The organism is Candidatus Erwinia dacicola (genome assembly GCF_001756855.1).
GTDB classification, from domain to species: domain Bacteria; phylum Pseudomonadota; class Gammaproteobacteria; order Enterobacterales; family Enterobacteriaceae; genus Erwinia; species Erwinia dacicola.
The window spans coordinates 1-20,842 of record NZ_MAYS01000183.1 but is presented as its reverse complement, the minus strand read 5'-3'; the positions used below and the strand labels follow the sequence as shown (position 1 = coordinate 20,842).

26 protein-coding genes are annotated in these 20,842 nt (G+C 56.0%); 25 read left to right on the top strand and 1 reads right to left on the bottom strand.

Going from position 1 to position 20,842, the window contains the following annotated elements; all coding sequences use genetic code 11:
* Window positions 1–177 precede the first annotated feature (177 nt).
* The 25 genes from BBW68_RS05755 (at window position 178) to traG (ending at window position 20,522) form a co-directional block, all read left to right on the top strand.
* Complete coding sequence (locus BBW68_RS05755; RefSeq protein WP_070134384.1) at window positions 178–882, top strand: hypothetical protein; 705 nt, start codon at window positions 178–180, stop codon at window positions 880–882.
* A 108-nt stretch (window positions 883–990) separates the two neighbouring features.
* On the top strand, window positions 991–1,365 hold the full coding sequence (locus tag BBW68_RS20140) for a TraY domain-containing protein (RefSeq protein WP_070134383.1): 375 nt from the start codon (window positions 991–993) through the stop codon (window positions 1,363–1,365).
* 65 nt (window positions 1,366–1,430) lie between these two features.
* The gene (traA, locus tag BBW68_RS05745; RefSeq protein ID WP_070134382.1) at window positions 1,431–1,781 is read left to right on the top strand and encodes a type IV conjugative transfer system pilin TraA; all 351 of its coding nucleotides are present in this window, start codon (window positions 1,431–1,433) and stop codon (window positions 1,779–1,781) included.
* A 150-nt stretch (window positions 1,782–1,931) separates the two neighbouring features.
* Window positions 1,932–2,237, top strand: coding sequence for a type IV conjugative transfer system protein TraL (gene traL, locus BBW68_RS05740; protein ID WP_045911931.1), 306 nt, complete (start codon window positions 1,932–1,934; stop codon window positions 2,235–2,237).
* A 14-nt stretch (window positions 2,238–2,251) separates the two neighbouring features.
* Window positions 2,252–2,818 carry a type IV conjugative transfer system protein TraE gene (gene traE, locus BBW68_RS05735; protein WP_025759824.1) on the top strand — a complete coding sequence of 189 codons (567 nt, stop codon included), beginning with the start codon at window positions 2,252–2,254 and terminating at the stop codon, window positions 2,816–2,818.
* Window positions 2,805–3,548 carry a type-F conjugative transfer system secretin TraK gene (gene traK / locus BBW68_RS05730; RefSeq protein ID WP_070134381.1) on the top strand — a complete coding sequence of 248 codons (744 nt, stop codon included), beginning with the start codon at window positions 2,805–2,807 and terminating at the stop codon, window positions 3,546–3,548. Before traE ends, traK begins: the two co-directional genes overlap by 14 nt.
* Window positions 3,535–4,929 (top strand): F-type conjugal transfer pilus assembly protein TraB, encoded by a 1,395-nt coding sequence (gene traB / locus BBW68_RS05725; RefSeq protein ID WP_070134380.1) that lies wholly within the window; start codon window positions 3,535–3,537, stop codon window positions 4,927–4,929. The genes traK and traB overlap by 14 nt, the downstream gene beginning before the upstream one ends.
* 21 nt (window positions 4,930–4,950) lie before the next feature.
* A complete protein-coding gene (traV, locus tag BBW68_RS05720) occupies window positions 4,951–5,490 on the top strand; it encodes a type IV conjugative transfer system lipoprotein TraV (RefSeq protein ID WP_070134379.1) in 540 nt (179 codons plus the stop codon).
* 119 nt (window positions 5,491–5,609) lie between these two features.
* Window positions 5,610–5,834 (top strand): TraR/DksA C4-type zinc finger protein, encoded by a 225-nt coding sequence (locus BBW68_RS05715; protein WP_016674195.1) that lies wholly within the window; start codon window positions 5,610–5,612, stop codon window positions 5,832–5,834.
* A gap of 3 nt (window positions 5,835–5,837) precedes the next feature.
* Window positions 5,838–6,023 carry a hypothetical protein gene (locus tag BBW68_RS05710; protein ID WP_070134378.1) on the top strand — a complete coding sequence of 62 codons (186 nt, stop codon included), beginning with the start codon at window positions 5,838–5,840 and terminating at the stop codon, window positions 6,021–6,023.
* Complete coding sequence (locus tag BBW68_RS05705; RefSeq protein ID WP_070134377.1) at window positions 6,007–6,411, top strand: hypothetical protein; 405 nt, start codon at window positions 6,007–6,009, stop codon at window positions 6,409–6,411. Before BBW68_RS05710 ends, BBW68_RS05705 begins: the two co-directional genes overlap by 17 nt.
* Window positions 6,401–6,967, top strand: a complete 567-nt coding sequence (traP, locus tag BBW68_RS05700) for a conjugal transfer pilus-stabilizing protein TraP (protein ID WP_070134376.1) — start codon at window positions 6,401–6,403, stop codon at window positions 6,965–6,967. The genes BBW68_RS05705 and traP overlap by 11 nt, the downstream gene beginning before the upstream one ends.
* Window positions 6,960–9,590 carry a type IV secretion system protein TraC gene (gene traC / locus BBW68_RS05695; RefSeq protein ID WP_070134375.1) on the top strand — a complete coding sequence of 877 codons (2,631 nt, stop codon included), beginning with the start codon at window positions 6,960–6,962 and terminating at the stop codon, window positions 9,588–9,590. Before traP ends, traC begins: the two co-directional genes overlap by 8 nt.
* Window positions 9,587–9,934 carry a type-F conjugative transfer system protein TrbI gene (gene trbI / locus BBW68_RS05690; protein ID WP_070134374.1) on the top strand — a complete coding sequence of 116 codons (348 nt, stop codon included), beginning with the start codon at window positions 9,587–9,589 and terminating at the stop codon, window positions 9,932–9,934. The genes traC and trbI overlap by 4 nt, the downstream gene beginning before the upstream one ends.
* The gene (gene traW / locus BBW68_RS05685) at window positions 9,934–10,581 is read left to right on the top strand and encodes a type-F conjugative transfer system protein TraW (RefSeq protein WP_070134373.1); all 648 of its coding nucleotides are present in this window, start codon (window positions 9,934–9,936) and stop codon (window positions 10,579–10,581) included. Before trbI ends, traW begins: the two co-directional genes overlap by 1 nt.
* A gap of 2 nt (window positions 10,582–10,583) precedes the next feature.
* The gene (gene traU, locus BBW68_RS05680) at window positions 10,584–11,570 is read left to right on the top strand and encodes a conjugal transfer pilus assembly protein TraU (protein WP_070134372.1); all 987 of its coding nucleotides are present in this window, start codon (window positions 10,584–10,586) and stop codon (window positions 11,568–11,570) included.
* A gap of 16 nt (window positions 11,571–11,586) precedes the next feature.
* On the top strand, window positions 11,587–12,216 hold the full coding sequence (trbC, locus tag BBW68_RS05675; RefSeq protein WP_070134371.1) for a type-F conjugative transfer system pilin assembly protein TrbC: 630 nt from the start codon (window positions 11,587–11,589) through the stop codon (window positions 12,214–12,216).
* Complete coding sequence (gene traN, locus BBW68_RS05670; protein ID WP_070134370.1) at window positions 12,213–14,078, top strand: type-F conjugative transfer system mating-pair stabilization protein TraN; 1,866 nt, start codon at window positions 12,213–12,215, stop codon at window positions 14,076–14,078. The genes trbC and traN overlap by 4 nt, the downstream gene beginning before the upstream one ends.
* Window positions 14,079–14,108: 30 nt before the next feature.
* Window positions 14,109–14,297: a hypothetical protein gene (locus BBW68_RS05665; protein ID WP_070134369.1), complete on the top strand. Its 189-nt coding sequence runs from the start codon at window positions 14,109–14,111 to the stop codon at window positions 14,295–14,297.
* Window positions 14,298–14,339: 42 nt separating this feature from the next.
* The gene (gene traF / locus BBW68_RS05660; protein WP_070134368.1) at window positions 14,340–15,077 is read left to right on the top strand and encodes a type-F conjugative transfer system pilin assembly protein TraF; all 738 of its coding nucleotides are present in this window, start codon (window positions 14,340–14,342) and stop codon (window positions 15,075–15,077) included.
* 16 nt (window positions 15,078–15,093) lie between these two features.
* On the top strand, window positions 15,094–15,342 hold the full coding sequence (gene traQ, locus BBW68_RS05655; RefSeq protein WP_008324126.1) for a type-F conjugative transfer system pilin chaperone TraQ: 249 nt from the start codon (window positions 15,094–15,096) through the stop codon (window positions 15,340–15,342).
* Window positions 15,332–15,886 (top strand): type-F conjugative transfer system pilin assembly thiol-disulfide isomerase TrbB, encoded by a 555-nt coding sequence (trbB, locus tag BBW68_RS05650; protein ID WP_070134367.1) that lies wholly within the window; start codon window positions 15,332–15,334, stop codon window positions 15,884–15,886. The genes traQ and trbB overlap by 11 nt, the downstream gene beginning before the upstream one ends.
* Entirely contained in the window at window positions 15,879–16,307 is a 429-nt protein-coding gene (locus BBW68_RS05645) for a conjugal transfer protein TrbF (RefSeq protein WP_070134366.1), read from the top strand. The genes trbB and BBW68_RS05645 overlap by 8 nt, the downstream gene beginning before the upstream one ends.
* Window positions 16,294–17,664: a conjugal transfer pilus assembly protein TraH gene (traH, locus tag BBW68_RS05640; protein ID WP_032672666.1), complete on the top strand. Its 1,371-nt coding sequence runs from the start codon at window positions 16,294–16,296 to the stop codon at window positions 17,662–17,664. The genes BBW68_RS05645 and traH overlap by 14 nt, the downstream gene beginning before the upstream one ends.
* Window positions 17,664–20,522 (top strand): conjugal transfer mating-pair stabilization protein TraG, encoded by a 2,859-nt coding sequence (traG, locus tag BBW68_RS05635; RefSeq protein ID WP_070134365.1) that lies wholly within the window; start codon window positions 17,664–17,666, stop codon window positions 20,520–20,522. Before traH ends, traG begins: the two co-directional genes overlap by 1 nt.
* 1 nt (window position 20,523) lies before the next feature.
* Here traG and BBW68_RS05630 read toward each other — a convergent pair.
* The coding region (locus tag BBW68_RS05630) for a heavy metal-binding domain-containing protein (protein ID WP_245675210.1) at window positions 20,524–20,842 on the bottom strand (319 nt) is incomplete at its 5' end.

Sequence of the window (20,842 nt, the reverse complement as noted above, 5' to 3'; positions counted from 1 at the left end):
ATGTCTTAAAAATCACATTTAACTGTGTTTTTTTTAATGACAATTACTGAAGGTAAAGGTATATTTTATCAGTGTCCTAACTAAAATTTGATTGTCGGCAAGTTTTGTCGAATCGCTGGTACCCAGGGATTGCCCCCCTAAGTACCAGCTACCCACACAGCCTAGCAAGGAGGTTATATGAGTGCGCGCGATCTTATGCGTTCTTCTGATTCCAGTCAATCACAACAAGAAGCAACAGGATTCAAAATTTTTGATAATTCTGAAATTCCTATCTGTATCAGAAATTCTTCTGGTGTCTTTGTATATTTAAACCACAATTTTTCGAATGTTATAAAAGGCTGTGAATATGACTCTGCCTACTGGTTTGAAAAACTTCCTCTTGAGTTGAAATGTGCACTTCTCGAAAAAGAGGTCGATGCATTAGCTAATCCTGATATGGCAATAATAAAGAGCTTTGTTATAGAGGATTATTTTTACTGGTGTGTTCTGTTTCAGGTGGTTTGTATTAATTCTGAATCGTATATATTGTGGCATTTTATAAAAGATGTGGTTTTTAGTCAGGCCAATAGCAGATATCTTAATCATGTTATGAATGATGTTTGCGAAATTAAAAATCCTGCTTTAGTCCTTGAGCCTGGTGTTTACCAAAGCTTTTGTCTTTTCTTCAGCGGTTTTACGCATGAATTTATATCTCGATTGCTAAGTGTAACATCGGGTGCTTCAAAGAAAAGAATTTCCAAAGCTTATTCTATTATGGAAATAGACAATAAAGATGACATGATTCTATATCTCAAGACTCACTCGTTCTTACCTGGTGTTCACAGATATGCATTCGAATTAATTAATTCTAAGTGCAATCTACTTCGTAAGGCGAAATTATGAAATCTGTTTTGTTAGCGTTTTGTTAAAGAATGGGGAACTTTTAGTATATCGCTCTGAGTGCTTCTTTGGGATATTATTGCAGCATGTCTTTTTAATAAGGAGGTTGTGATGAGGAGATATAGCAGCTCTCCAGCATTGGGAAATACCGTCAGACTCAAACTCGATTCTGTGACAGAGAGTTTATTGCGTTCTGCTACGTCGAGAAGTGGCAGAAGTCGCGGATTCGAGGTTTTTTTTAGGGTCAGAGATCACCTCAATAGATTCCCTATGTTCAGGGTTATGGATAATCCAAACTTTTCTAAGAGTTTTTTTGTGACCGTCAGGTTTGATGAGGAAACTAACTTAAAACTGATCAATGCAAAAAACCGAAGTGGATGGTGTAAGACTTATGAAGTACGGGAAAGGCTTCATGACCATCTGATCAAGTTCCCCGACTTTTACAATGCTGAAATGGTGGAGGTGATACCGAATAATTTCGACTGAATGGCATTAACGAATTATTGGCCTTTTTTATGGCTGTTTCATTAACATTTAAAGGATTAATAAATATGACTGATGTATCTGTTATTCACGCTGTACCCGCGCCCCGTGCAAAGAAAAAATTCAGCAAGGTCGCGTTACTCAAAGCGCTGAAGTTTGCCCTGCCTGTCGCAGCCCTTGCTGCGTTTTTCCCTGAAACGGTTCTGGCCTCGACTGCGGGTAAAGATCTGATGTCCAGCGGCGATGCAACCGTTAAAGGAACATTTGGTAAAGATTCCAGCGTGGTTAAGTGGGTTATCCTTGCCGAAGTTCTGGTGGGCGCCGTGATGTATATGACGACCAAGAACCTCAAGTTCCTGGCGGGCTTTGCGATCCTGTCCGTATTCGTCACGGTAGGTATGTCTGTCGCAGGATACTGATATCCAGCGACAGCCGTTCAGAGCCACTTCCGACTATTAAATTCCGGTTTAATTCTGAATGCCCTTCACGAGCATTCACGGGAGGGCTTTGCCTGTAATCCGGCTGGCAGGTATTTCCATACTGCCAGCTGTACCGGAGACGGAACATATATGGCAGATGAATCTCTCAAAAAATATCGCTTTCCCGAAACCCTGACGAATCAGAGCCGCTGGTTTGGCCTTCCTGTGGATGAACTTATTCCGGCCATTATCTGCCTGGGGTGGGGATTCTGGACCCAGCATTATATTCCCGGAATTATCGCTGCCGTACTGGCCTATCTCGGAATTAAAAAGCTCAAGAAAGGGCGGGGCAGTTCATGGCTGCGGGACCTGGTCTACTGGTATATGCCGACCTCACTGCTGAGGGGGATTTTTCATGATGTACCCGACTCATGCTACCGCCAGTGGATTAAATAGACAGGAATAATCAGATGGAACACGGAGCACGATTAAGTACACAACGGGTTATTGCCATCGGCTTTATTGCTATGGGGGTGGTTATTCTGGGAAGCATCACCACCAATGTTATTCAGGCCGTCAACAACTACCGCCTTCAGAATGAGCAGAAGTCTATCGTCACGCCAATGCTTTTCAACGCGCCGTTTGCCGTGTCGCAGAACCAGGCGGATGCCTCCTACCTGCAGCAGATGGCCCTGTCGCTTATTGCCCTTCGCCTGAATGTCACCCCGGAGACCGTTGATGCCTCTCATGAGCAGCTGCTGGCCTATGTCAAACCTGCGGCGCAGAACGAGCTGAAAATCCGGCTTGCTGAGGATGCGAAGCGCATTAAGGACAACAACGTTAACTCGTCTTTCTATATGACCAGCGTGAAGGTTTACCCGGCAAGCAGCCGCGTGGACGTGCGGGGCCAGCTGAAGACCTGGATAGGCGACTCGAAACCGTATCCCGAGCTGAAACAGTACGTTCTCAAGTTCGAGCGCGAGGACGGCATCAGCTGGCTCAGTCACTTCGGAGAAATCACCGATGAACAAAAATAGTCGCCGTGCACTGCTGGCGTTGCTGATGCTCGCGTCCGGTCAGACGGTCGCCGCACCCGCTGCGCTTTCTGCCACGATTGTTCCGTTGACGAACGGCGGACAGGCCAGCATCGCGGTCAGCAACACCGACCCGAACCTTTTTACGGTCGCAGGTGACCGCGTGACGGCCCTGACCAGCCTCGACGGTGAGCTGACGCGTCAGGAACAGACGGCAAGCGGTGGTGTGATTGTCAGCACCCTCAACAAAAAGCCCTTCACGTTCATTCTGGAAACCGAACGCGGCCTCAACTTCTCGGTTCAGGCCGTGCCACGTGCGGGCGCTGGGCGAACAATCCAACTGGTCAGCGAGCTGTCCGGTACGGGCGAAGCGGCGCGCACCTGGGAAGAGTCTTCCCCCTACGAGGCCACTCTGGTTTCCCTGAGCCAGCATCTGCTGGGCGGGCAGCTTCCGTCCGGCTGGCAGGCCATCCCCGTCACGCATGAAGCCCTTGCCGCGCCCGCCGGACTATCCGCAGTCCCCGAGCTCGTCTGGGTGGGCAACCACCTTAAGGTGGTGCGCTTTCGCGTCACCAACAATACCGGGATGGCCCGCAACATCGCGGAAAGCGACTTCTGGCAGAGCGGCATTCGCGGCGTGCTGTTCGGTGAAGCCTCGCGTCAGCTGATGGCGGGCGGTGCCCTGCAGGTCTTCATTATCAGCAGCGGAGGTGCGGCTGATGGCCAGCATTAATTCAGTGGTGAAGCGCAAGCAGTTTATCTGGCTGGGTATCGTGCTGGCGACCGTTGGCGTGGTGGGCGGCGGCGGCTGGTATCTGGCGGATGCACGCTACGAGGGCAGCAGCGATGCGGCAGCCGCCGGCGAGCCTGCGCCCGATATGACCGGCGTGGTGGACAGCACCTTTGACCAGAAGGTGCAGCAGCATGCCACGACCGAGATGCAGGCTACCGCCTCCGAGATGCAGAAGCAGTATGCCGAAATGCGCCGCGAGCTTGAGCTGCTCAGCAAGGGGCAGGCAGGCTATCAGCACCAGATTGACAAACTCAGTCAGGATAATGCGGCGCTTTCCGCTCAGGTCAGCGCGCTGGGGGCGAAACCCGTCACCGCATCGGGTGAGCCGGCCCCGCAGCCGCCAGTGCCTGCGCCGGGGCCTGAAGGTGAGCCGCAGCCGACCGGTTTCCCGCCGCAGACGGGGGCCGTCCCGCCGCCGACCGCGTTCTATCCTGGTAACGGCGTCACGCCGCCGGCGCAGGTGCAGTACCAGCCCATCCCCGTACCCAACCAGCTGCACCGGCAGTCTTTTGCCCACAGCGACGAGAGTAAAGGTCCGTCCCTGCCGTACATCCCGTCGGGCAGCTTCGCCAAATCGATGCTGATTGAGGGGGCTGACGCCAACGCCTCCGTAACCGGTAACGAGTCCACGGTGCCGATGCAGCTGCGCATTACGGGCAGGGTGGAAATGCCCAACAGCAAAAGCTACGACCTGACCGGCTGCTTCATCGGGCTTGAAGCCTGGGGCGACGTGTCCAGCGAACGCGCCATCGTACGCACCCGCAACATCAGCTGCCTGAAGCACGGCGTCACCATCGACCAGCCCATTGCTGGGCACGTGAGCTTCCGGGGAAAAAACGGCATCAAGGGCGAGGTGGTGATGCGAAACGGCAAAATCCTCGGCTGGGCATGGGGCGCGGGATTTGTTGACGGCATCGGTCAGGGCGTGCAGACCGCGTCCCAGCCTTCGGTCGGACTCGGCGCCACGGCATCACTCGGCGCGGGTGACGTGATGAAGATGGGGATTGGCGGAGGCGCCTCCAAAGCCGCCCAGACCCTCAGCGACTACTACATCAAACGCGCAGAGCAGTACCACCCCGTCATTCCGATTGGGGCGGGTAACGAAGTGACCGTTGTCTTTCAGGACGGTTTTCAGTTGAAAACCATTGAAGAGCTGGCGCACGAGAATGACAGAAGCAAAGCGGAGGGCGACGACCGCAGCCCGGTTCCGCCGCCGTCAGTCCCGCAGGGCGGCATGAACGGGTTCAGTACCGACCAGATGCTCAACCAGCTGGGCAGGCTTAACCAGAGCCAGTTTATGCCGAAGGCCGACTCACAATAACCCCACGTAAAGGAACCGCAAATGAACAAGACAGTGCCTGTTGCGCTCACGCTGGCCAGTCTCCTGACGCTGTCGGGATGTGCCGGTACAACGAGCGATTTTGAGTGTAACGCGACGACATCCGATACCTGCATGACCATCGAGCAGGCCAATGAGAAAGCCAAACGACTGGAGGAGGCCAGCGCGGTAAAGCCGGGTGCGACATCGCTGCCGCGCCTGGCTGAGGGTAATTTCCGGACCCGGTCCGTGCAGCCCCTGACGCTGCCGGCTGAACCGGTGCATGCCATCGCATCCAGGAATGCACCTCTGACGGGTACACCGACTCTCCCCCGCCCGCAGCCGCACTCAGCCTCACGGGGGCCGCTCTCCACGGTCACGCCGGTTACTGTGCCGCCGCCAGGGCGCGAGTCCATCGTGGACCCGAGGCCGCTTCGCGTCGGTGAAAAGACGGCCGGGCTGTGGATCGCGCCCTATATCGATACGCAGGACGTTTATCACCAGCCGACGCGGGTGTTTTTTGTTGTGAAACCCTCAGCGTGGGGAACCCCGCGCGTTAACTGAAACCTGAACCGCCACCGTGTGTGGCACCCATTTTAACAATCTGTCGTTATCACGCGTGCCCTGAAACGTGAAAAGGGATGGGCGGTAGCGTGTCCGGACAGTGTGAGCAGGGAGCGTTGATGGCAGACGAACTCGATCTCCTGCAGGAGCAGGACGAATTGCTGAACCAGCTTCATATACAGGCCGCGAGGCAGCGGTCCTGCCTGGAGGGCAAAAGCCGTAAACGGTGCGAATGCTGTGGCAATCGCATCCCCCTCAGGCGGCAGCAGGCCATCCCGGGCGTACGTACCTGTACGGAATGCCAGCGGGTTCTGGAAATACGACAAAAACAGTATCTGAGGTGACCGATGGGAAGAAGAAAAACCAATGTGATGGTCGTGGGGAAAACCGGTAGCGGTAAGACAGCCATCAGCGTTGATGTTATGCGGACATTTTTATCAGAACGACAAATCCGCGACTGGCGTGAATTGCGCAAAGACATTCAGAACGATGGCAAAAAACCAGGAGACGAACATCATGACAACCAGGGATAACGGTGGTCCGGGGAAAACCCGTCACCTTAACGATATTACGGCCTGCTGCGAGGCGCAGGGGATGCGTGTCATCTGTGTTAATGCCGCAGAGCGCGACTTCTGGCTTTCAGCGTCTCAGCAGAGCGCTCCCGCCCTCGACGGGAAGGCTGGGATTTCTCAACACATAATGCAACGGCAGCGTGGGCACTGTCTGTTCCTGGGTAAAGCAGGCTCAGGTATGAGCGTAACAAAACAGCAGATGACCCGGGTTTTCCTGGCGAAGTCTGACGTCAGCCGGATTAAAGCGCTGTATAGCGGAGAGGACGGGGAGAGGCTGGCGGAGGCTATCCGTCAGAACTGCAGCGTCTGGTTTCCGCTGAATCCCGGAGGTAACGGGAATGATGCTTAAGCTTCTGTCCGTCCTGCTGTATTGCCTTAGATGGCTTGCCTGGGCTTTTCACTATCTGATTATCTGGCCTGCCGCCACGCTGATGCTGCTGGTTGCCATGCTTTTGTGGATGGAGAACACCACGCCCGGAGAGGCGATGGCGCAGGAAATTATGGCCGTCACGCATAACGTCAGCAGTGGCGAGTTTCGTATTGCGGCCTGCCGCGATGAACCTTTAGACCCCTTTATACCTCCAGCCCCGCAGGGCAAGTCCTCCGGCCTCACGCTGCATGACGCTCCCTCAGCCGTCTGCCATAACCGGGGAAGCGTCGTCACCGATGCTAAAGGATATGCCGGTCATGTTGACGGAGCGCTGAGTGCGTTTAAGTTGCTGTGGATTGTGATGGCCATTGTGTTTTCAGGGGCGGCGCTGCTTATGGGATGCCGTCCGTATTTCTGCCTGTACGGTCAGATGCGCTCAGCGCGTTTTCGCTACGGTATCCCTGCCAGCCGCCCGGCCCCTGCGACGGAAACAGTCAAAACGGCCGACAATAAAAAGGAGGATAACCGTGAGTAATCCACTGGATACCGTCACCCGCACGGTCAACTCGCTGCTGACGGCGCTGAAGATGCCCAATGCGTCCTCTGAGGCGAACGATGTCCTCGGGCAGATGCGCTTCCCGCAGTTCAGCCGCGTGCTGCCGTACCGCGACTACGATGCGGAAACCGGCCTCTTCATGAACGAGAAGACGATGGGCTTTATGCTGGAGGCGCAGCCCATCAACGGCGCCAACGAAACTATCGTGTCGTCGCTGGAAAATCTGATGCGCACCAAGCTGCCCCGCGAGGTGCCGATGGCCGTTCACCTGGTGTCCAGCCATCTGGTGGGTCAGGATATCGAGTATGGCCTGCGCGAGCTCTCATGGACGGGGGAAAAGGCCGATACGTTCAACGCCATCACCCGCGCCTACTATCTCAGGGCCGCAGAAGAAGGGTTCCCGCTGCCCGATCACCTCAACCTGCCGCTGACCCTGCGTAACTACCGGGTGTACATCTCCTGCTGCGTCCCCCGTAAGCGCGGAAGTAAGGCCAGCGTGATGGAGATGGAAAACCAGGTCAAAATCATCCGCGCCTCGCTGCAGGGGGCGCAGATAGCCACCCGCAGCGTGGACGCGGATGCCTTCATCCGCATTGCGGGCGAAATGATTAACCACAACCCGGATGCGTTGTATCCCACCGAACGGGAACTGGACCCGCTCAAGGATCTGAACTACCAGTGCGTGGACGATACCTTTGACCTGAAGGTGAAGGCCGACTACATGACGCTGGGGCTGCGCGGTAACGGTCGCAACAGCACCGCGCGCATCATGAATTTTCAGCTGACCAAAAATCCGGAGCTGGCCTTCCTCTGGAATATGGCCGACAACTACAGCAACCTTCTCAACCCGGAACTGTCCGTTTCGTGTCCGTTTATCCTGACGCTGGTCCTTAGCGTGGAAGACCAGGTGAAGGCGCAGAACGAGGCCAACCTGAAGTTCATGGATCTTGAGAAGAAGTCCAAGACCAGCTACGCCAAGTTCTTCCCGGGCGTGGCGCAGGAGGCAAAAGAGTGGGGCGATCTGCGCCAGCGCCTGTCGTCCGGGCAGTCCTCGCTGGTGAGCTATTTTCTGAACGTGACCCTCTTCTGCCGCGATGTCCAGGAAACTGCGCTGAAGGTCGAGCAGGACGTGCTGAACAGCTTCCGTAAAAATGGCTTCGAGCTGATTTCCCCACGCTTTAACCATATGCGCAATTTTCTCGTGAATCTGCCGTTTATGGCGGGCGGCGGCCTCTTTAAGCAGCTGCGCGAGTCCGGCGTGCTGCAGCGCGCCGAAAGCTTTAATGTCGCCAATCTGATGCCGGTGGTGGCGGACAGTCCGCTGGCCACTTCCGGCCTGCTGGCACCGACCTACCGCAACCAGCTGGCGTTTATCGACCTGTTCAGCCGCGGCATGGGTAACACCAACTTCAATATGGCGGTGTGCGGCACCTCCGGCGCGGGGAAAACCGGGCTTATCCAGCCCCTGATACGCAGTGTCATCGACTCCGGCGGCTTCGCCGTGGTGTTCGACATGGGCGACGGCTACAAGTCACTTTGCGAGAACATGGGCGGGGTCTACCTCGACGGCGAGACGCTGAAGTTTAACCCGTTCGCTAACGTCACCGACGATACCATCGATGAGATGGCCGAACGCCTGCGGGACCAGCTGTCCGTGATGGCCAGCCCCAACGGCAACCTGGACGAGGTGCACGAAGGTTTGCTGCTCAAGGCGGTGAAGGCCACCTGGCTTACGAAGAAAAACCAGGCGCGCATTGACGACGTGGTGGACTACCTGATGATGGCCCGCGACAGCGAGGAGTACAGCGGATCGCCAACCATCCGCAGCCGCCTCGATGAGATGGTGGTGTTGCTGACCCAGTACACCCGCGACGGGGTGTACGGCAGTTACTTTAACTCCGACGAACCGTCCCTGAAGGACGAAGCCCGGATGGTGGTGCTTGAGCTCGGCGGACTGGAGGACAGGCCGTCCCTTCTGGTGGCGGTGATGTTCTCGCTCATTCTCTACATTGAGAACCGCATGTACCGCACGCCGCGCAGCCTGAAGAAGCTCAACGTGATAGACGAAGGCTGGCGCCTGCTGGACTTCAAAAATAACAAGGTCGGGGCGTTTATCGAGAAGGGCTACCGTACCGCCCGTCGCCATACCGGTTCGTACATCACCATTACGCAGAATATCGTCGACTTTGACTCGGAAACGGCTTCCAGCGCCGCCCGCGCGGCATGGGGTAACTCGTCCTACAAAATTATCCTCAAGCAGTCGGCTAAAGAGTTCGCCAAGTACAACCAGCTGTACCCGGACCAGTATTCGCAGCTGCAGCGCGACATAATTAAGGGTTTTGGCAGCGCGAAGGACAACTGGTTCAGCAGCTTTATGCTGTCGGTTGAGCACCTGACGTCCTGGCACCGCCTGTTCGTCGATCCGCTCAGCCGGGCAATGTACTCCTCGGACGGTCCGGACTTTGAGTTTCTGCAGCAGCGACGCCGGGAGGGGCTGAGTATTCACGAAGCCGTCTGGGAGCTGGCGTGGAAAAAATCCGGGCCGGAAATGGCCGCGCTGGAGCGCTGGCTTCACGAGCATGAAGGGAAGACCATCTCATGAAAAAACACGTACTCATTAACGCCGCGCTGATTGCCGGCACGCTGGCTGCGAGCGCAGGCGTCAGCTGGCTGGTCTGCCAGCTTAACCGTCCTGTGGTTGTGGCCTTCAACATGAAATCCACGGTGGATGCCTTCTTTGACAGCGCCGGTCGCCGTTCGCTGGACGAGGCGCAGACAAAAGCACTCTCAGACCGCTTTAACGCGTCACTGGTGGCCAGCCTCCTGGACTGGCAGATCCGCCATCGTGCCCTCATCCTTGTCGCACCTGCCGTGGTGCAGGGGGCGCCGGATATCACGCGTGAAATCCAGACTGACGTGGCCCGCCGGATGAAGGAGGGGGCGTGATGCGCGCCCTTGCCCTGGGCCTGACGCTGCTGACCGGCAGCGTGACGGCCGCTGACCTCGGGACGTGGGGCGATCTCTGGCCGGTGGCGGAGCCGGATATGCTGACCGTTATCGAAAGCCGGCTGCAGACGCTGGCGCAGTCCGGCGAAATGGACAAAAAGATGGCGGAGTTTAAGGCGCGCGTGGTGCGCAACAGCCAGCGCCCGCCTGCCGTTGAGGGAATAATCCGCGCGGTGCGCTACGAGCGGCGCTGGTTTGATCCGAGCGTGCGGGTGGACAAGGCGCTTGCCGACGACAGGGGCAACGTGTTTGCTCAGGCGGGGCAGGTCTTTAATCCGCTTGATGTGGTGCCGTTTAACGAAACGCTGCTGTTTATCAACGGCGACGATGCGGATCAGCTCGTGTGGGTACAGCGACAGAAGCCTGACACCCTGATCACCCGCATCATTCTGGTTCAGGGCAATATTCCGCAAACGTCGGAGAAGCTCGACAGCCGTATTTTCTTCGACCAGAACGGGGTGCTGACCACCCGGTTCGGCATAAGCCAGGTGCCGGCGCGGGTAACGGCGGCACCCAGCGGAAAGCGCCTGCAGGTGGAAATTATTCCGCCCAATATGGCGCAGCATGACGCGGGAGGTGTCCGGTGAAAATGCTGACCGTCTCTCTGCTCGGACTGCTTCTGTGGGGTAACAGCCACATGGCGGCGGCGGATGCCGCCTGCGAAGGGCGCTTCGTCAATCCGATCGCCGATATCTGCTGGCGCTGCATGTTTCCCCTGTCGCTCGGCAGCACAAAAGTCACGGGCGGGGATTTACCGGACACGTCCAATCCCGGTAGCCCGATACAGTTTTGTCCAATGCCACCCCCGGTATTTCAGCGCGTCGGCCTGGCAATAGGGTACTGGGAGCCGATGGCCATGACCGATGTGGCACGTTCTCCGGGCTGCATGGTGAACCTCGGCGGATTCACCATTAATCTCGGGAAAATGGGGATGGGCACCGCCAAAAAAGATGACAAACAGGTCAATGGCGCGTTCTACCACGTGCACTGGTACAAATATCCGCTGACGTACTGGCTCAATATCATCACCTCTCTCGGGTGTCTGCAGGGCGGCGATCTGGATATCGGATACCTGTCTGAAATCGACCCGACATGGGGGGACAGCGCTCTGACCTCCATTCTGAATCCGGAGGCGGTCATTTTTGCCAACCCCATCGCACAGGGCGCATGTGCGGCCGACGCGGTGGCCAGTGCAGCAAAAACGTCGGTTGACGCGCTGTTCTGGTGTGCCGGATCGCAGGGGTCAATGTATCCCTTTAACGGCTGGGTGAGCAATGAGTCCAGCCCCCTGCAGTCTTCCGTTCTGGTCAGCGAGCGCATGGCGTTCAAGCTGCACCGTCAGGGGCAGATAATGGAGAGCATTGGGGAGGATAAAAAGGTCTGCTTCGAGTATCCGTCACCCATTATTCCCAAAACGCGCTGGCGCTATCAGATGGTGAATATGTATCCGGACGTGGCGCAGTGCCATCCCTTCGGCCGAACGGTCATGCGCTGGGAAACGGGGCGTAACCCGCCGAACACGAAGAAAAACTACGGCTATCTTCTCTGGCGCAAGCGCAACTGCGTCTTCCTCTGAGAAAAAGGAAACTTCCATGAAAACTCTGTCCGGTCTGACGGCGGCGCTGCTGCTGTCAGCATATTGTTGCACTGCGCTGGCGTCAGAGGCTGATGATGCGAACCGTGAGTTTATTCGTCTGCAGGAGTCTTTCAGCCAGCAGCTGAGGGTGCAGGACAACACGCCGCTGCGCCAGATGCTGGAGCAGCAGGTGCGCCAGAACCCTCTTTCAGCAGACGACGCCCGTTTTATCTGGGAGCTGAAACAGCGCCAGCGCGAGGACCAGCAGGATAAACCGACGCACGGCGCGCTCTATTTCGTCTCTTTTACCATCCCACAGACGGGGCTTAAGCGCATGCTGACCGAGGCCCGCCGCTACGATATTCCCGCCACCCTGCGGGGCATGGTGAACAACGACATGAAAACGACGGCGACCGCCGTGATGGCGCTTGTTCAAGACGGTTCAGCCAGCGGCGTCGCCATCGACCCGACCCGCTTTCGTGAGTACGGGATCGCCAGCGTGCCGTCACTGGTGGTGTACTGCGAAAGTGGCCATGACGTCATCCGGGGCAATCTTCGTCTTAAGCTGGCGCTTGAAAAGGTGGTGGAGAAGGGCGACTGTCGGGACGAGGCGCAGCGGCTGCTGAGCAGGGGGGAGACCAGATGAGAAGAGTATTGCTGATGTCGGTGCTGGCTTTCACCACCCCGATGGCGGGCGTGAATGCACTCGCTGATGCCGGTGCGCAGTACAAAGCCGGCGCTGACTTTGCGAAACAGGTGAAGGGGCAGGGGGAGAGCAGCCTGAAAAACTTCAGCCCTGAGGCCAGTCTCCCCGGCTATACCGCTACGCCGGAGGCGCAAAAATACTATGGCGGCGTCACGTCGACCGGCGACGGTGCGCTGAAAGCGGACGGTAACAGTGGCTGGACCCACAACGAAGCAACAAAGGCGGTGACCGACTCGTTTATCAACAACCCGAAGGAGGCCATTTCACCCGACGCGCCGTTTATTAAGGCCAGCCAGGACGTCCAGTCGCGGGCAGACGCCATCATCGGCAAAACCGGGCAGCTGCAGTGCGACGCGCAGAATATTACCCGCAGTGAGTTCACCAACTATAGCTGTGAGCGTGACCTGCTGGTTGAGCAGGCCTGCATCCGCTCGGCCAGCGTTGAGGTCACCGGCTCGGTGGAGACGGTCAAAACGGAACTGGTGCTGGATCCGGCAAAATCAGGCCCGGTTTATCTCAGTGACTGGTGGGTCAGATATGACTTCATCGTCCCCGAAAAGGGAACCATCAGGAACGGAACGCTGGACATGCGTTTTCCGGCCAAGCCGAATTACAACGGCGGGCAGTTTAACTACACCGTAAAGATCTCCGGCGCCTCACTGAACACAAAGCTCAACGAGCGGCACGCCTTCAGTGCCCCGGTGCGTCAGGTTGCGAAGGGTGAAAAAATTTCTCTGCTCATGCGCTATAACACCAGCGGCCACTATGACAGCGGGCGCGACGCCTTTGTCCGCAACCTGAAAAACGGAACCTACGTTCTGAAGGTCACGTTTGTCATGGAAGCAGAGCGATATGCGCCAAAGCCGGTGGTGAAATGGAGTGAATCCTGCCCGTTTAGCAAAAGTGAAGGTACGCTCAAGAAAACCGAGTGTATTGAACCGGGCAGTACTAAGACTGTTGTGGTTGAGGGCAAGCCCTACCAAGTCACGCAGGCTTGCTGGATGTACAAAGACACGTATATGACTCAGGCTGCTGACAATGGCACCTGCAAAACCTACATGAACAATCCGGCCTGTACGCTTGCCTCACGCACCTGCGCCTTCACGGCAGAAGACGGCAGCTGCTGCCTGCATGAATACGCGACGTACTCCTGTGAAACACGTACCTCCGGTCAGGTGATGATATGCGGTGGCGACACCTTCTGTCTTGATGGTGACTGTGAGCGGGCGCAGAACGGTAAAAACAACGATTTTGCACCTGTCGTTTCGGCACTCGCCGCGCTGGCCGCTGCGGGCAAGGACGTGGCCGCCATTAACAGCATTAACGTGCGCGCCTTTACCGGCAGCGCGAAGTTCTGCAAGAAGTTTGCGGCAGGCTTCAGCAACTGCTGTAAAGACGGCGGCTGGGGCCAGGATGTCGGGCTTGCCAGGTGCAGCAGCGAGGAGAAAGCGCTGGGCAAGGCCAAAGAAAATAAGCTCACGGTCAGTATCGGTGAGTTCTGTTCAAAAAAAGTGCTCGGCGTCTGTCTCGAGAAGAAGCGCAGCTACTGTCAGTTTGACTCTAAGCTGGCTCAGATAGTGCAGCAGCAGGGACGTAACGGTCAGCTTCACATCGGCTTTGGCAAGGCCAGCAGCCCGGACTGTCGCGGTATCACCCAGACCGAGCTGCAGCAGATTAATTTTGAAGCGCTCGACTTCTCGAACTTTTTCGACGATCTGCAGAAGAACAAGAAAATCCCGGATAACGATACCCTGACGAAACGCGTCCGCGAGGAAATCGCCGCGCAGCTGAAGAACAAATAGTATGCCACTCATCACTCAGGACTCTCCATCATGAAAATTAAAGGATTTACTGGACGCCTTATCATCAGCCTGATTGTCGCCTCACCGGTGCTTTACTGGTGCGCAAATATCGTTGATGAAACATCGCGCATCGATGTGTTTTTTATGGCGCTGATGGTTGTGCTTTTCGTGGCGGGAGTTCTGCTGGCGTGGCTGGTAAACCCGCTTTTCAAACGATAACCGACCTGCTTCGGGATAAGGAAGGTTCCAGTGAAAAAGAGAATGACAGCGTTAGCGCTGCTGCTTCTTGGCTGCGTTTTTTCCGCCACAGGAAAAGATGCAGGCTGGCAGTGGTACAACGAATCGCACAGAACGCCGGAGGATGACAAATCCTCTTCAACACAACCTCAGCAGGCCTCGCCGGACATCATGGAGAAGCTTGCCATGCTCCAGCAGGCCACGAAGCGGGCGATGTACGAGGCCATTCTGTATCCGGGCGTGGAGAACTTTACCCGCTACTTCCGCCTGCAGAACTACTGGACGCAGCAGGCCGGGCTGTTCTCGATGAGCGCCAAAAAGGCGATGCTCGAACACCCAGAACTCGACTACAACCTGCAGCACAGCCACTACAACGGTACCGTGCGCAACCAGCTGGCGGCGGACTTTGCCGACCAGCGCCGCGCCATTGAAACGCTGGCTCAGCACTATGGCGTAATGTTCTTCTACCGCGGACAGGACCCGATAGACGGCCAGCTGGTTCAGGTCATTAAAAACTTCCGCGAGACGTATCACCTCAGCGTCATTCCGGTCTCCGTGGATGGTATCGTGAATCCACTCCTGCCGGATACCCGAATGGACGGAGGTCAGGCCAGCCGGCTGGGTATTCGTTACTTCCCGGCGCTGATGCTGGCCGACCCTAGAAGCGGGACGGTCAAGCCCGTCTCGTATGGCTTTATCAGCCAGGATGACCTGGCGAAGCAGTTCCTCAACGTTTCCACTGATTTTGCCCCCAACTTTTAATACAGGGAGAGTTCGCATGCGCAAATTCCGTTTTCGCCTGCCTGAGTTCGACGTGCCCGGATTATGGGTGCTGAGCCTCGGGATATGGTTTCACATTGTTTCCCGCCTGGTCCGGCGCGAGCCGGAGATGGCCATTCTTCTGGCGCAGATAATCGGCGTATCGATGGCGCTCTGGGGGGGCTACCGCATCATCAACCGCTGGATTGATGCCGCCCGTGAGGCCGAAAAGGCCCGTGATGCCGGAGGATGCCGACATGAACCTTAGACATACCGTGTTTACCGTGGCGCTCATGACCCTCAGTCTGGCCACACAGGCTTCCACAATGGACGAGATCAAATCGTTATGGCATCCACAGGGCGCGCGAGCGTCGGGATCTCTGCCAGCATCCCCGGAAGACCCTGAAGCTAAGCCTCTTCCGGCGAAGCAGCCGGTCTGGTACCGCCTCAGCAACGGGCACCAGGTCAATCTGGCCGACTGGAAGGTCGTGCTGTTTATGCAGGGACACTGCCCGTACTGCCACCAGTTTGATCCGGTCCTGAAGTCGCTGTCGGCGCGGGTGGGTTTTGGGGTGATGGCCTACACCATCGACGGTCAGGGGGATGCGTCCTTTCCCGATGCGTTGCCCGCGCCGCCTGAGGTGATGAAAACCTTTTTCCCCAACCTGCCCGTGGCCACGCCAACCACCTTTCTCGTCAACGTAAACACCCTTGAAGCCCTGCTCCTGCTGCAGGGCGCAACCGACGAACAGGGCTTTATGGCCCGTATGGATACGGTCCTTCAGATGCGCGGAGTGGGTAACAATGGCTGATCAGAACAATGCAGAGGAACACGACATGATGACTTCCGGAATGCTTCAGAGAGCTACGACGCCAGAGTTAATCGCGCTCAGGGCACGGAAAGATGACGCACGGTTCGGCGTTTATGCTGAGTGGGCGGGCATATTGCTCATTGCTGGCGTGCTGTCGCGCGTCTTAATGACATACGTTTTCGATGCCTGCGTCGGCGACTGGCTCAGGGACGGTCACCTGCAGCTGAAAGATTTGTGGAACGTGTTGATGTACGCCATTCCACTGATATTTATCGCGCTGAGCGGCGGGCTTGCCGTTGCAGGTGGCGTTTATGCAATCCTGAACTCGCTTTATACGAAAGGGCAAATGTTCATACTAAAACGAAAAATGGGAAAACTCGCCCTGCAGGCGAGCCGGGAGGGTGCTGATGTTCGTCCGTAAACCTCTCTCCATACTGTGTGGCCTCCTTCTTGCGTGTTCAGCGAGCGTGAGTGCCGACGTGAACAGTGACATGAATACCTTCTTTAATAAGCTGGGCTTTGCGTCCAACACCAGCCAGCCTCAGGTCTGGCAGGGGCAGGCTGCGGGTTACGCCACTGGCGGCTCACTCTACGCGCGCACGCAGGTGAAAACCGTCCAGCTTATCTCCATGACGCTGCCCGACATCAACGCCGGCTGCGGCGGCATCGATGCCTATCTGGGCTCCTTCAGCTTTATTAACAGCGATCAGCTGCAGCGTTTCGCCAAGCAGATTATGTCCAATGCGGCTGGATACTTCTTCGATCTGGCGCTGCAGACCACGGTACCGGAAATCAAGACCGCAAAAGACTTTCTGCAGAAGATGGCCAGCGATATTAACAGCATGAACCTCAGCTCCTGCCAGGCGGCGCAGGGGATTGTCGGCGGTCTGTTTCCGCGCACCCAGGTCTCCCAGCAGAAGGTCTGCCAGGACATTGCCGGCGAGAGCAACATGTTTGCGGACTGGGCGGCATCCCGCCAGGGCTGCACCGTGGGCGGCAGCCTCGACAAGGTGCGCGACAAGGCCGGTACCGCCGATAAAGAGCGCATCACTAAAAACATCAATATCATCTGGAATGCGCTCGGCAAGAACGGCATGTTCAGCGGGAATAAAGAACTCAGGGAGTTCATCATGACGCTCACCGGCACCCTGATTTTTGACGAGAAGGGTAACATCACGCCGCTGCCTGCCCGCACCACGGATCGTGACATTATTAAGGCCGTGATGGAGGGCGGCACCGCGAAAATTTACCACTGCAACGACAGCGAGAAGTGCCTGAAGGTGGTGGCCGACGCGACCGTTACTATTACCGAAAAGAACGCGCTGAAAAATCAGATCAAGGACATTCTCTCCAGCATCCAGAACAAGGCTGCAACCGACACAAAGCTGACCGAGAAGGAGAAGGGCTTTATCTCCGGCACCACTATCCCGGTGTTCAAGTACCTGGTGGACCCGATGATGTTGGGCGTCTCGGACAGCCTCGTCTACCAGCTGACGGACTACATCGGCTACGACATTCTACTCCAGTACATCCAGGAGATGGTGCAGCAGGCGCGCGCCTTGATGGCAACGGGCAACTATGACCAGGCCGTTATCGACAGCATCAATAACAACCTCAACGAGGCCACGCGGCAGATAGCCTCCTTCCAGGCGCAGGTGCAGGTGCAGCAGGACGCACTTCTGGTTGTTGACCGCCAGATGAGCTACATGCGCCAGCAGGTCTCGGCGCGGATGTTGCAGCGCTATCAGAACAACTATCACTTCGGGGGGGCACGCTGATGCAGGCGATTTACGTTATCGCGGGCGGCGACTGGCTGAGCCAGACGCTGAACGCCATTGTGGCCTTTATGAACACGGACAACTGGGTCATTATCCGCCGGATCGTGACCGCGCTGTCTGTGCTCGTCGTGGCCATCACCTGGATACGCCGTCACAACGTGATGGATATGCTGGGCTGGATAGGTACCATCGTCCTGATGTCCCTTCTGGTGAGCGTGCGCACGCCGGTACAGATTATTGACAACAGCGATCTGACGAAGGTTTATCAGGTTGACAACGTGCCCGTCGGGCTGGCGTTGCCGGCGTCGCTGACGACCACCATCGGGCACGCGCTGGTGCAGGGCTATGAGATGGTCTTTTCTCAGCCGGACAGCGTGACCTACAGCAAGACCGGGATGCTGTTCGGCGCGAATCTGGTCGCGCGCAGCACCGACTTTTTGTCAAAAAATCCTGAAATCACCACGCTTTTTGCGGACTATGTGCAGAACTGCGTGATGGGCGACATCTTCCTCAACGGGAAGTACACCCTGGACGAACTGATGAACAGCACCGATCCCTACACCATTATCTTTTCTAAACCCAGCCCGCTGCGTCAGGTACAGAACTATAAGAAGTTTACGACCAGCGGTAATAACGGACAAACGGAGATAAAGGCGTTTTTATCCTGCGAAGAGGCCGCGGTGATCCTCAAACAGAAGCTGGGCCTTGATACCCAGACCGGAGGGAAAAGCTGGAGCTACTACGCACGCTGGCTGTTTGGCGGACGTCCGAATCCCGACCTGCTCCTGAGCCAGATGCTCGGCGAAAGCTATAACTATTTTTATAACTCCGGGCAGAGCGCCTCGCAAATTATCCGCCAGAACGTGACGATGAATGCCCTGCGCGACGGTATCATGGGCTATGCGGCCCGCAACGGCGATACCTCGAGCCTGCTCAACATCGCCACCACGTCATCAATGGAGAAGCAGCGCCTCGCGCACGCAACGGTCGGGCAGGTGGCCCTGCGCTCGTTGCCCATGTCCCAGACGCTGATAGTCGGTCTGATTATCGGGATATTCCCCCTGATGGTGCTGGGAGGGATGTTTAACGCCGTCACCCTTAACGTGCTGAAGGGGTACGTGCTGGCCATCATGTGGGTGCAGAGCTGGCCGCTGCTTTACGCCATCCTCAACAGCTGCATGACCTTCTATGCGAAAGCCAACGGCTCGCCGGTGGTGCTCTCTGAGCTGTCGCAGGTGCAACTTAAATACTCGGATCTGGCCACCACGGCGGGCTATCTGTCGATGCTTATCCCGCCACTGGCATGGGGAATGCTGAAAGGTCTGGGCTCCAGCTTCTCGAATCTCTACAGCCACCTGGCGTCCTCGGCCATCAGTCCGGCGGCAACGGCGGCGGCAGGGTCAATCGACGGGAACTACTCCTACGCCAACATGCAGACCGAGAACGTGAGCGGCAACAGCTGGAATACCAACAGTTCGACCATGTTTGGCCAGATGAGTCAGCAACTGGGCAACGGAGCGACGTCCACACAGATGCGTGATGGCAGTACGGTGACAGACTCTACTCAGGCAGCGAGTAAACTGCCCGTGAGCATTAATTTTGCCCGTCAACTGGCCTCAGCGCAGCAGGAGATGGCGCGCGAGGCCCAGACGCAGTCCCAGAGCGCGATGCAGAGCTTTAGTAGCAGCATGTCAAGCACGTGGCAGACTCTCAGCCAGTTTGGCACCAACCGGGGGAGCAGCGATTCGATGACGCAGGGCGCCGACAGCACGATGAGCGCGCAGGACTCAATGATGGCCAGTAAGATGCGCAGTGCGGTCGAGAGTTATGCGAAGGCGCATAACATCAGTAATGATCAGGCTACTCAGGAGTTGGCAACCAGAAGTACACGTGATTCACTTGGGTTTTACGGTGATGCTCATGTTAAGGGAAGCATGGGGGTTAGTGTTCTGGGTACTGGTGTTCAGGTCGGAGGACAGTCCGGAGTCAAAGCAGGGCGAGATTTCGAAGATAATGATTCTCATAACGCATCAAATGGTTCTCGAGCTAGTCAGGATGCCCGTCATGATGTAGACGCCAAAGCCTCTCAGGACTTCAAAGAGGGCAGTGATTACTTTACCAGCCGCAAAGTCAGTGAGTCCGGCAGCCATACGGATAACAATGCAGCTTCACGCGCGGATCAGCTATCTGCCTCATTGAGTTCAGCAAAACAAAGCCTTGAGCAGTACTCGACCAGCCAGGCGCGCAGCAAGGAATTTGCGGAAATGGCGTCCCGTACTGAAAGCATGAGCGGCCAGATTAATGAAGACCTGAACCAGCAGTTTGCTCAGTATGTTCGTAAACAGGCCCCACATGATGCCGACACGCTGCTGACAGATACGTCTTCACCTGAAGTGGCTAATAAGCGCAGAGAGCTTGCCTGGTCGTTCGTTCAGGAGCAGGTTCAACCAGATATTGATGCGGCCTATTCCTCAGGGCGCTCGGAAATTGCGGCTTCGATGGAGGGAATTTCCTCGGGCGGAAACAAAGAGGCTGTTATGGCTGACCACCAGTCCCATCAAAATATTATCGATCAAAGGACACAGGACAATAATATCCGTAATGATGTGAAAGATCGGGTTGAAGATACGATCTCGGGGTATCGTTCAGAAATTAATACGACGGGTAGAAATATTCGTGGCGAGGAGCAAGACATAAAACAGCAGTATACTGGGTTACAGAATCATCATAAAGAGGAAGAGTTATCCCAAAATCGTAAATATCATGAAGAAAAGACTGCCCAAGAGCGACTGCCGGGGGCTGACACTCCGGATGAGCTTCTTAACAAGGCCAGAGAGTATCAGGATAAAAATAGCTGAATTATATATCCTCCAGTAGAACAGCATCACCAGTAGCTATTAGATAACTCGTAACAAAGGCATGTCCGTTTCTTTGATATGAACCGGAAATATACTGTAGATTAATGATTGCATTAGCCCCTAATTTTGTTGCTTCGGTAAATAGAGAAGAAAGCAGTTCATCATCTTCATTACGGAATTTGGCGGTTATTTCTGATGTGGTGGCTTTTACTAGACCAAAATTTTTCAAGATTTTAATTTGCGGTGGGACCGAAGTAAAAATCTGAAAATGAGTGGTGGTGCTGACATCTAGTTTTCTATCAAATAATCCCATAAATACC

Coding starts and splice junctions, on each gene's coding strand:
- BBW68_RS05705 (WP_070134377.1), top strand. CDS start 6,007: ATGACAACCAGGGATAACGGTGGTCCGGGGAAAACCCGTCACCTTAAC.
- trbI (WP_070134374.1), top strand. CDS start 9,587: ATGAAAAAACACGTACTCATTAACGCCGCGCTGATTGCCGGCACGCTG.
- traH (WP_032672666.1), top strand. CDS start 16,294: ATGTTCGTCCGTAAACCTCTCTCCATACTGTGTGGCCTCCTTCTTGCG.
- trbC (WP_070134371.1), top strand. CDS start 11,587: ATGAAAACTCTGTCCGGTCTGACGGCGGCGCTGCTGCTGTCAGCATAT.
- traU (WP_070134372.1), top strand. CDS start 10,584: ATGCTGACCGTCTCTCTGCTCGGACTGCTTCTGTGGGGTAACAGCCAC.
- BBW68_RS05710 (WP_070134378.1), top strand. CDS start 5,838: ATGGGAAGAAGAAAAACCAATGTGATGGTCGTGGGGAAAACCGGTAGC.
- BBW68_RS05665 (WP_070134369.1), top strand. CDS start 14,109: ATGAAAATTAAAGGATTTACTGGACGCCTTATCATCAGCCTGATTGTC.
- trbB (WP_070134367.1), top strand. CDS start 15,332: ATGAACCTTAGACATACCGTGTTTACCGTGGCGCTCATGACCCTCAGT.
- traK (WP_070134381.1), top strand. CDS start 2,805: ATGAACAAAAATAGTCGCCGTGCACTGCTGGCGTTGCTGATGCTCGCG.
- traG (WP_070134365.1), top strand. CDS start 17,664: ATGCAGGCGATTTACGTTATCGCGGGCGGCGACTGGCTGAGCCAGACG.
- BBW68_RS05755 (WP_070134384.1), top strand. CDS start 178: ATGAGTGCGCGCGATCTTATGCGTTCTTCTGATTCCAGTCAATCACAA.
- traW (WP_070134373.1), top strand. CDS start 9,934: ATGCGCGCCCTTGCCCTGGGCCTGACGCTGCTGACCGGCAGCGTGACG.
- BBW68_RS20140 (WP_070134383.1), top strand. CDS start 991: ATGAGGAGATATAGCAGCTCTCCAGCATTGGGAAATACCGTCAGACTC.
- traE (WP_025759824.1), top strand. CDS start 2,252: ATGGAACACGGAGCACGATTAAGTACACAACGGGTTATTGCCATCGGC.
- traN (WP_070134370.1), top strand. CDS start 12,213: ATGAGAAGAGTATTGCTGATGTCGGTGCTGGCTTTCACCACCCCGATG.
- traL (WP_045911931.1), top strand. CDS start 1,932: ATGGCAGATGAATCTCTCAAAAAATATCGCTTTCCCGAAACCCTGACG.
- BBW68_RS05715 (WP_016674195.1), top strand. CDS start 5,610: ATGGCAGACGAACTCGATCTCCTGCAGGAGCAGGACGAATTGCTGAAC.
- traP (WP_070134376.1), top strand. CDS start 6,401: ATGATGCTTAAGCTTCTGTCCGTCCTGCTGTATTGCCTTAGATGGCTT.
- traQ (WP_008324126.1), top strand. CDS start 15,094: ATGCGCAAATTCCGTTTTCGCCTGCCTGAGTTCGACGTGCCCGGATTA.
- traV (WP_070134379.1), top strand. CDS start 4,951: ATGAACAAGACAGTGCCTGTTGCGCTCACGCTGGCCAGTCTCCTGACG.
- traB (WP_070134380.1), top strand. CDS start 3,535: ATGGCCAGCATTAATTCAGTGGTGAAGCGCAAGCAGTTTATCTGGCTG.
- traA (WP_070134382.1), top strand. CDS start 1,431: ATGACTGATGTATCTGTTATTCACGCTGTACCCGCGCCCCGTGCAAAG.
- traF (WP_070134368.1), top strand. CDS start 14,340: ATGACAGCGTTAGCGCTGCTGCTTCTTGGCTGCGTTTTTTCCGCCACA.
- BBW68_RS05645 (WP_070134366.1), top strand. CDS start 15,879: ATGGCTGATCAGAACAATGCAGAGGAACACGACATGATGACTTCCGGA.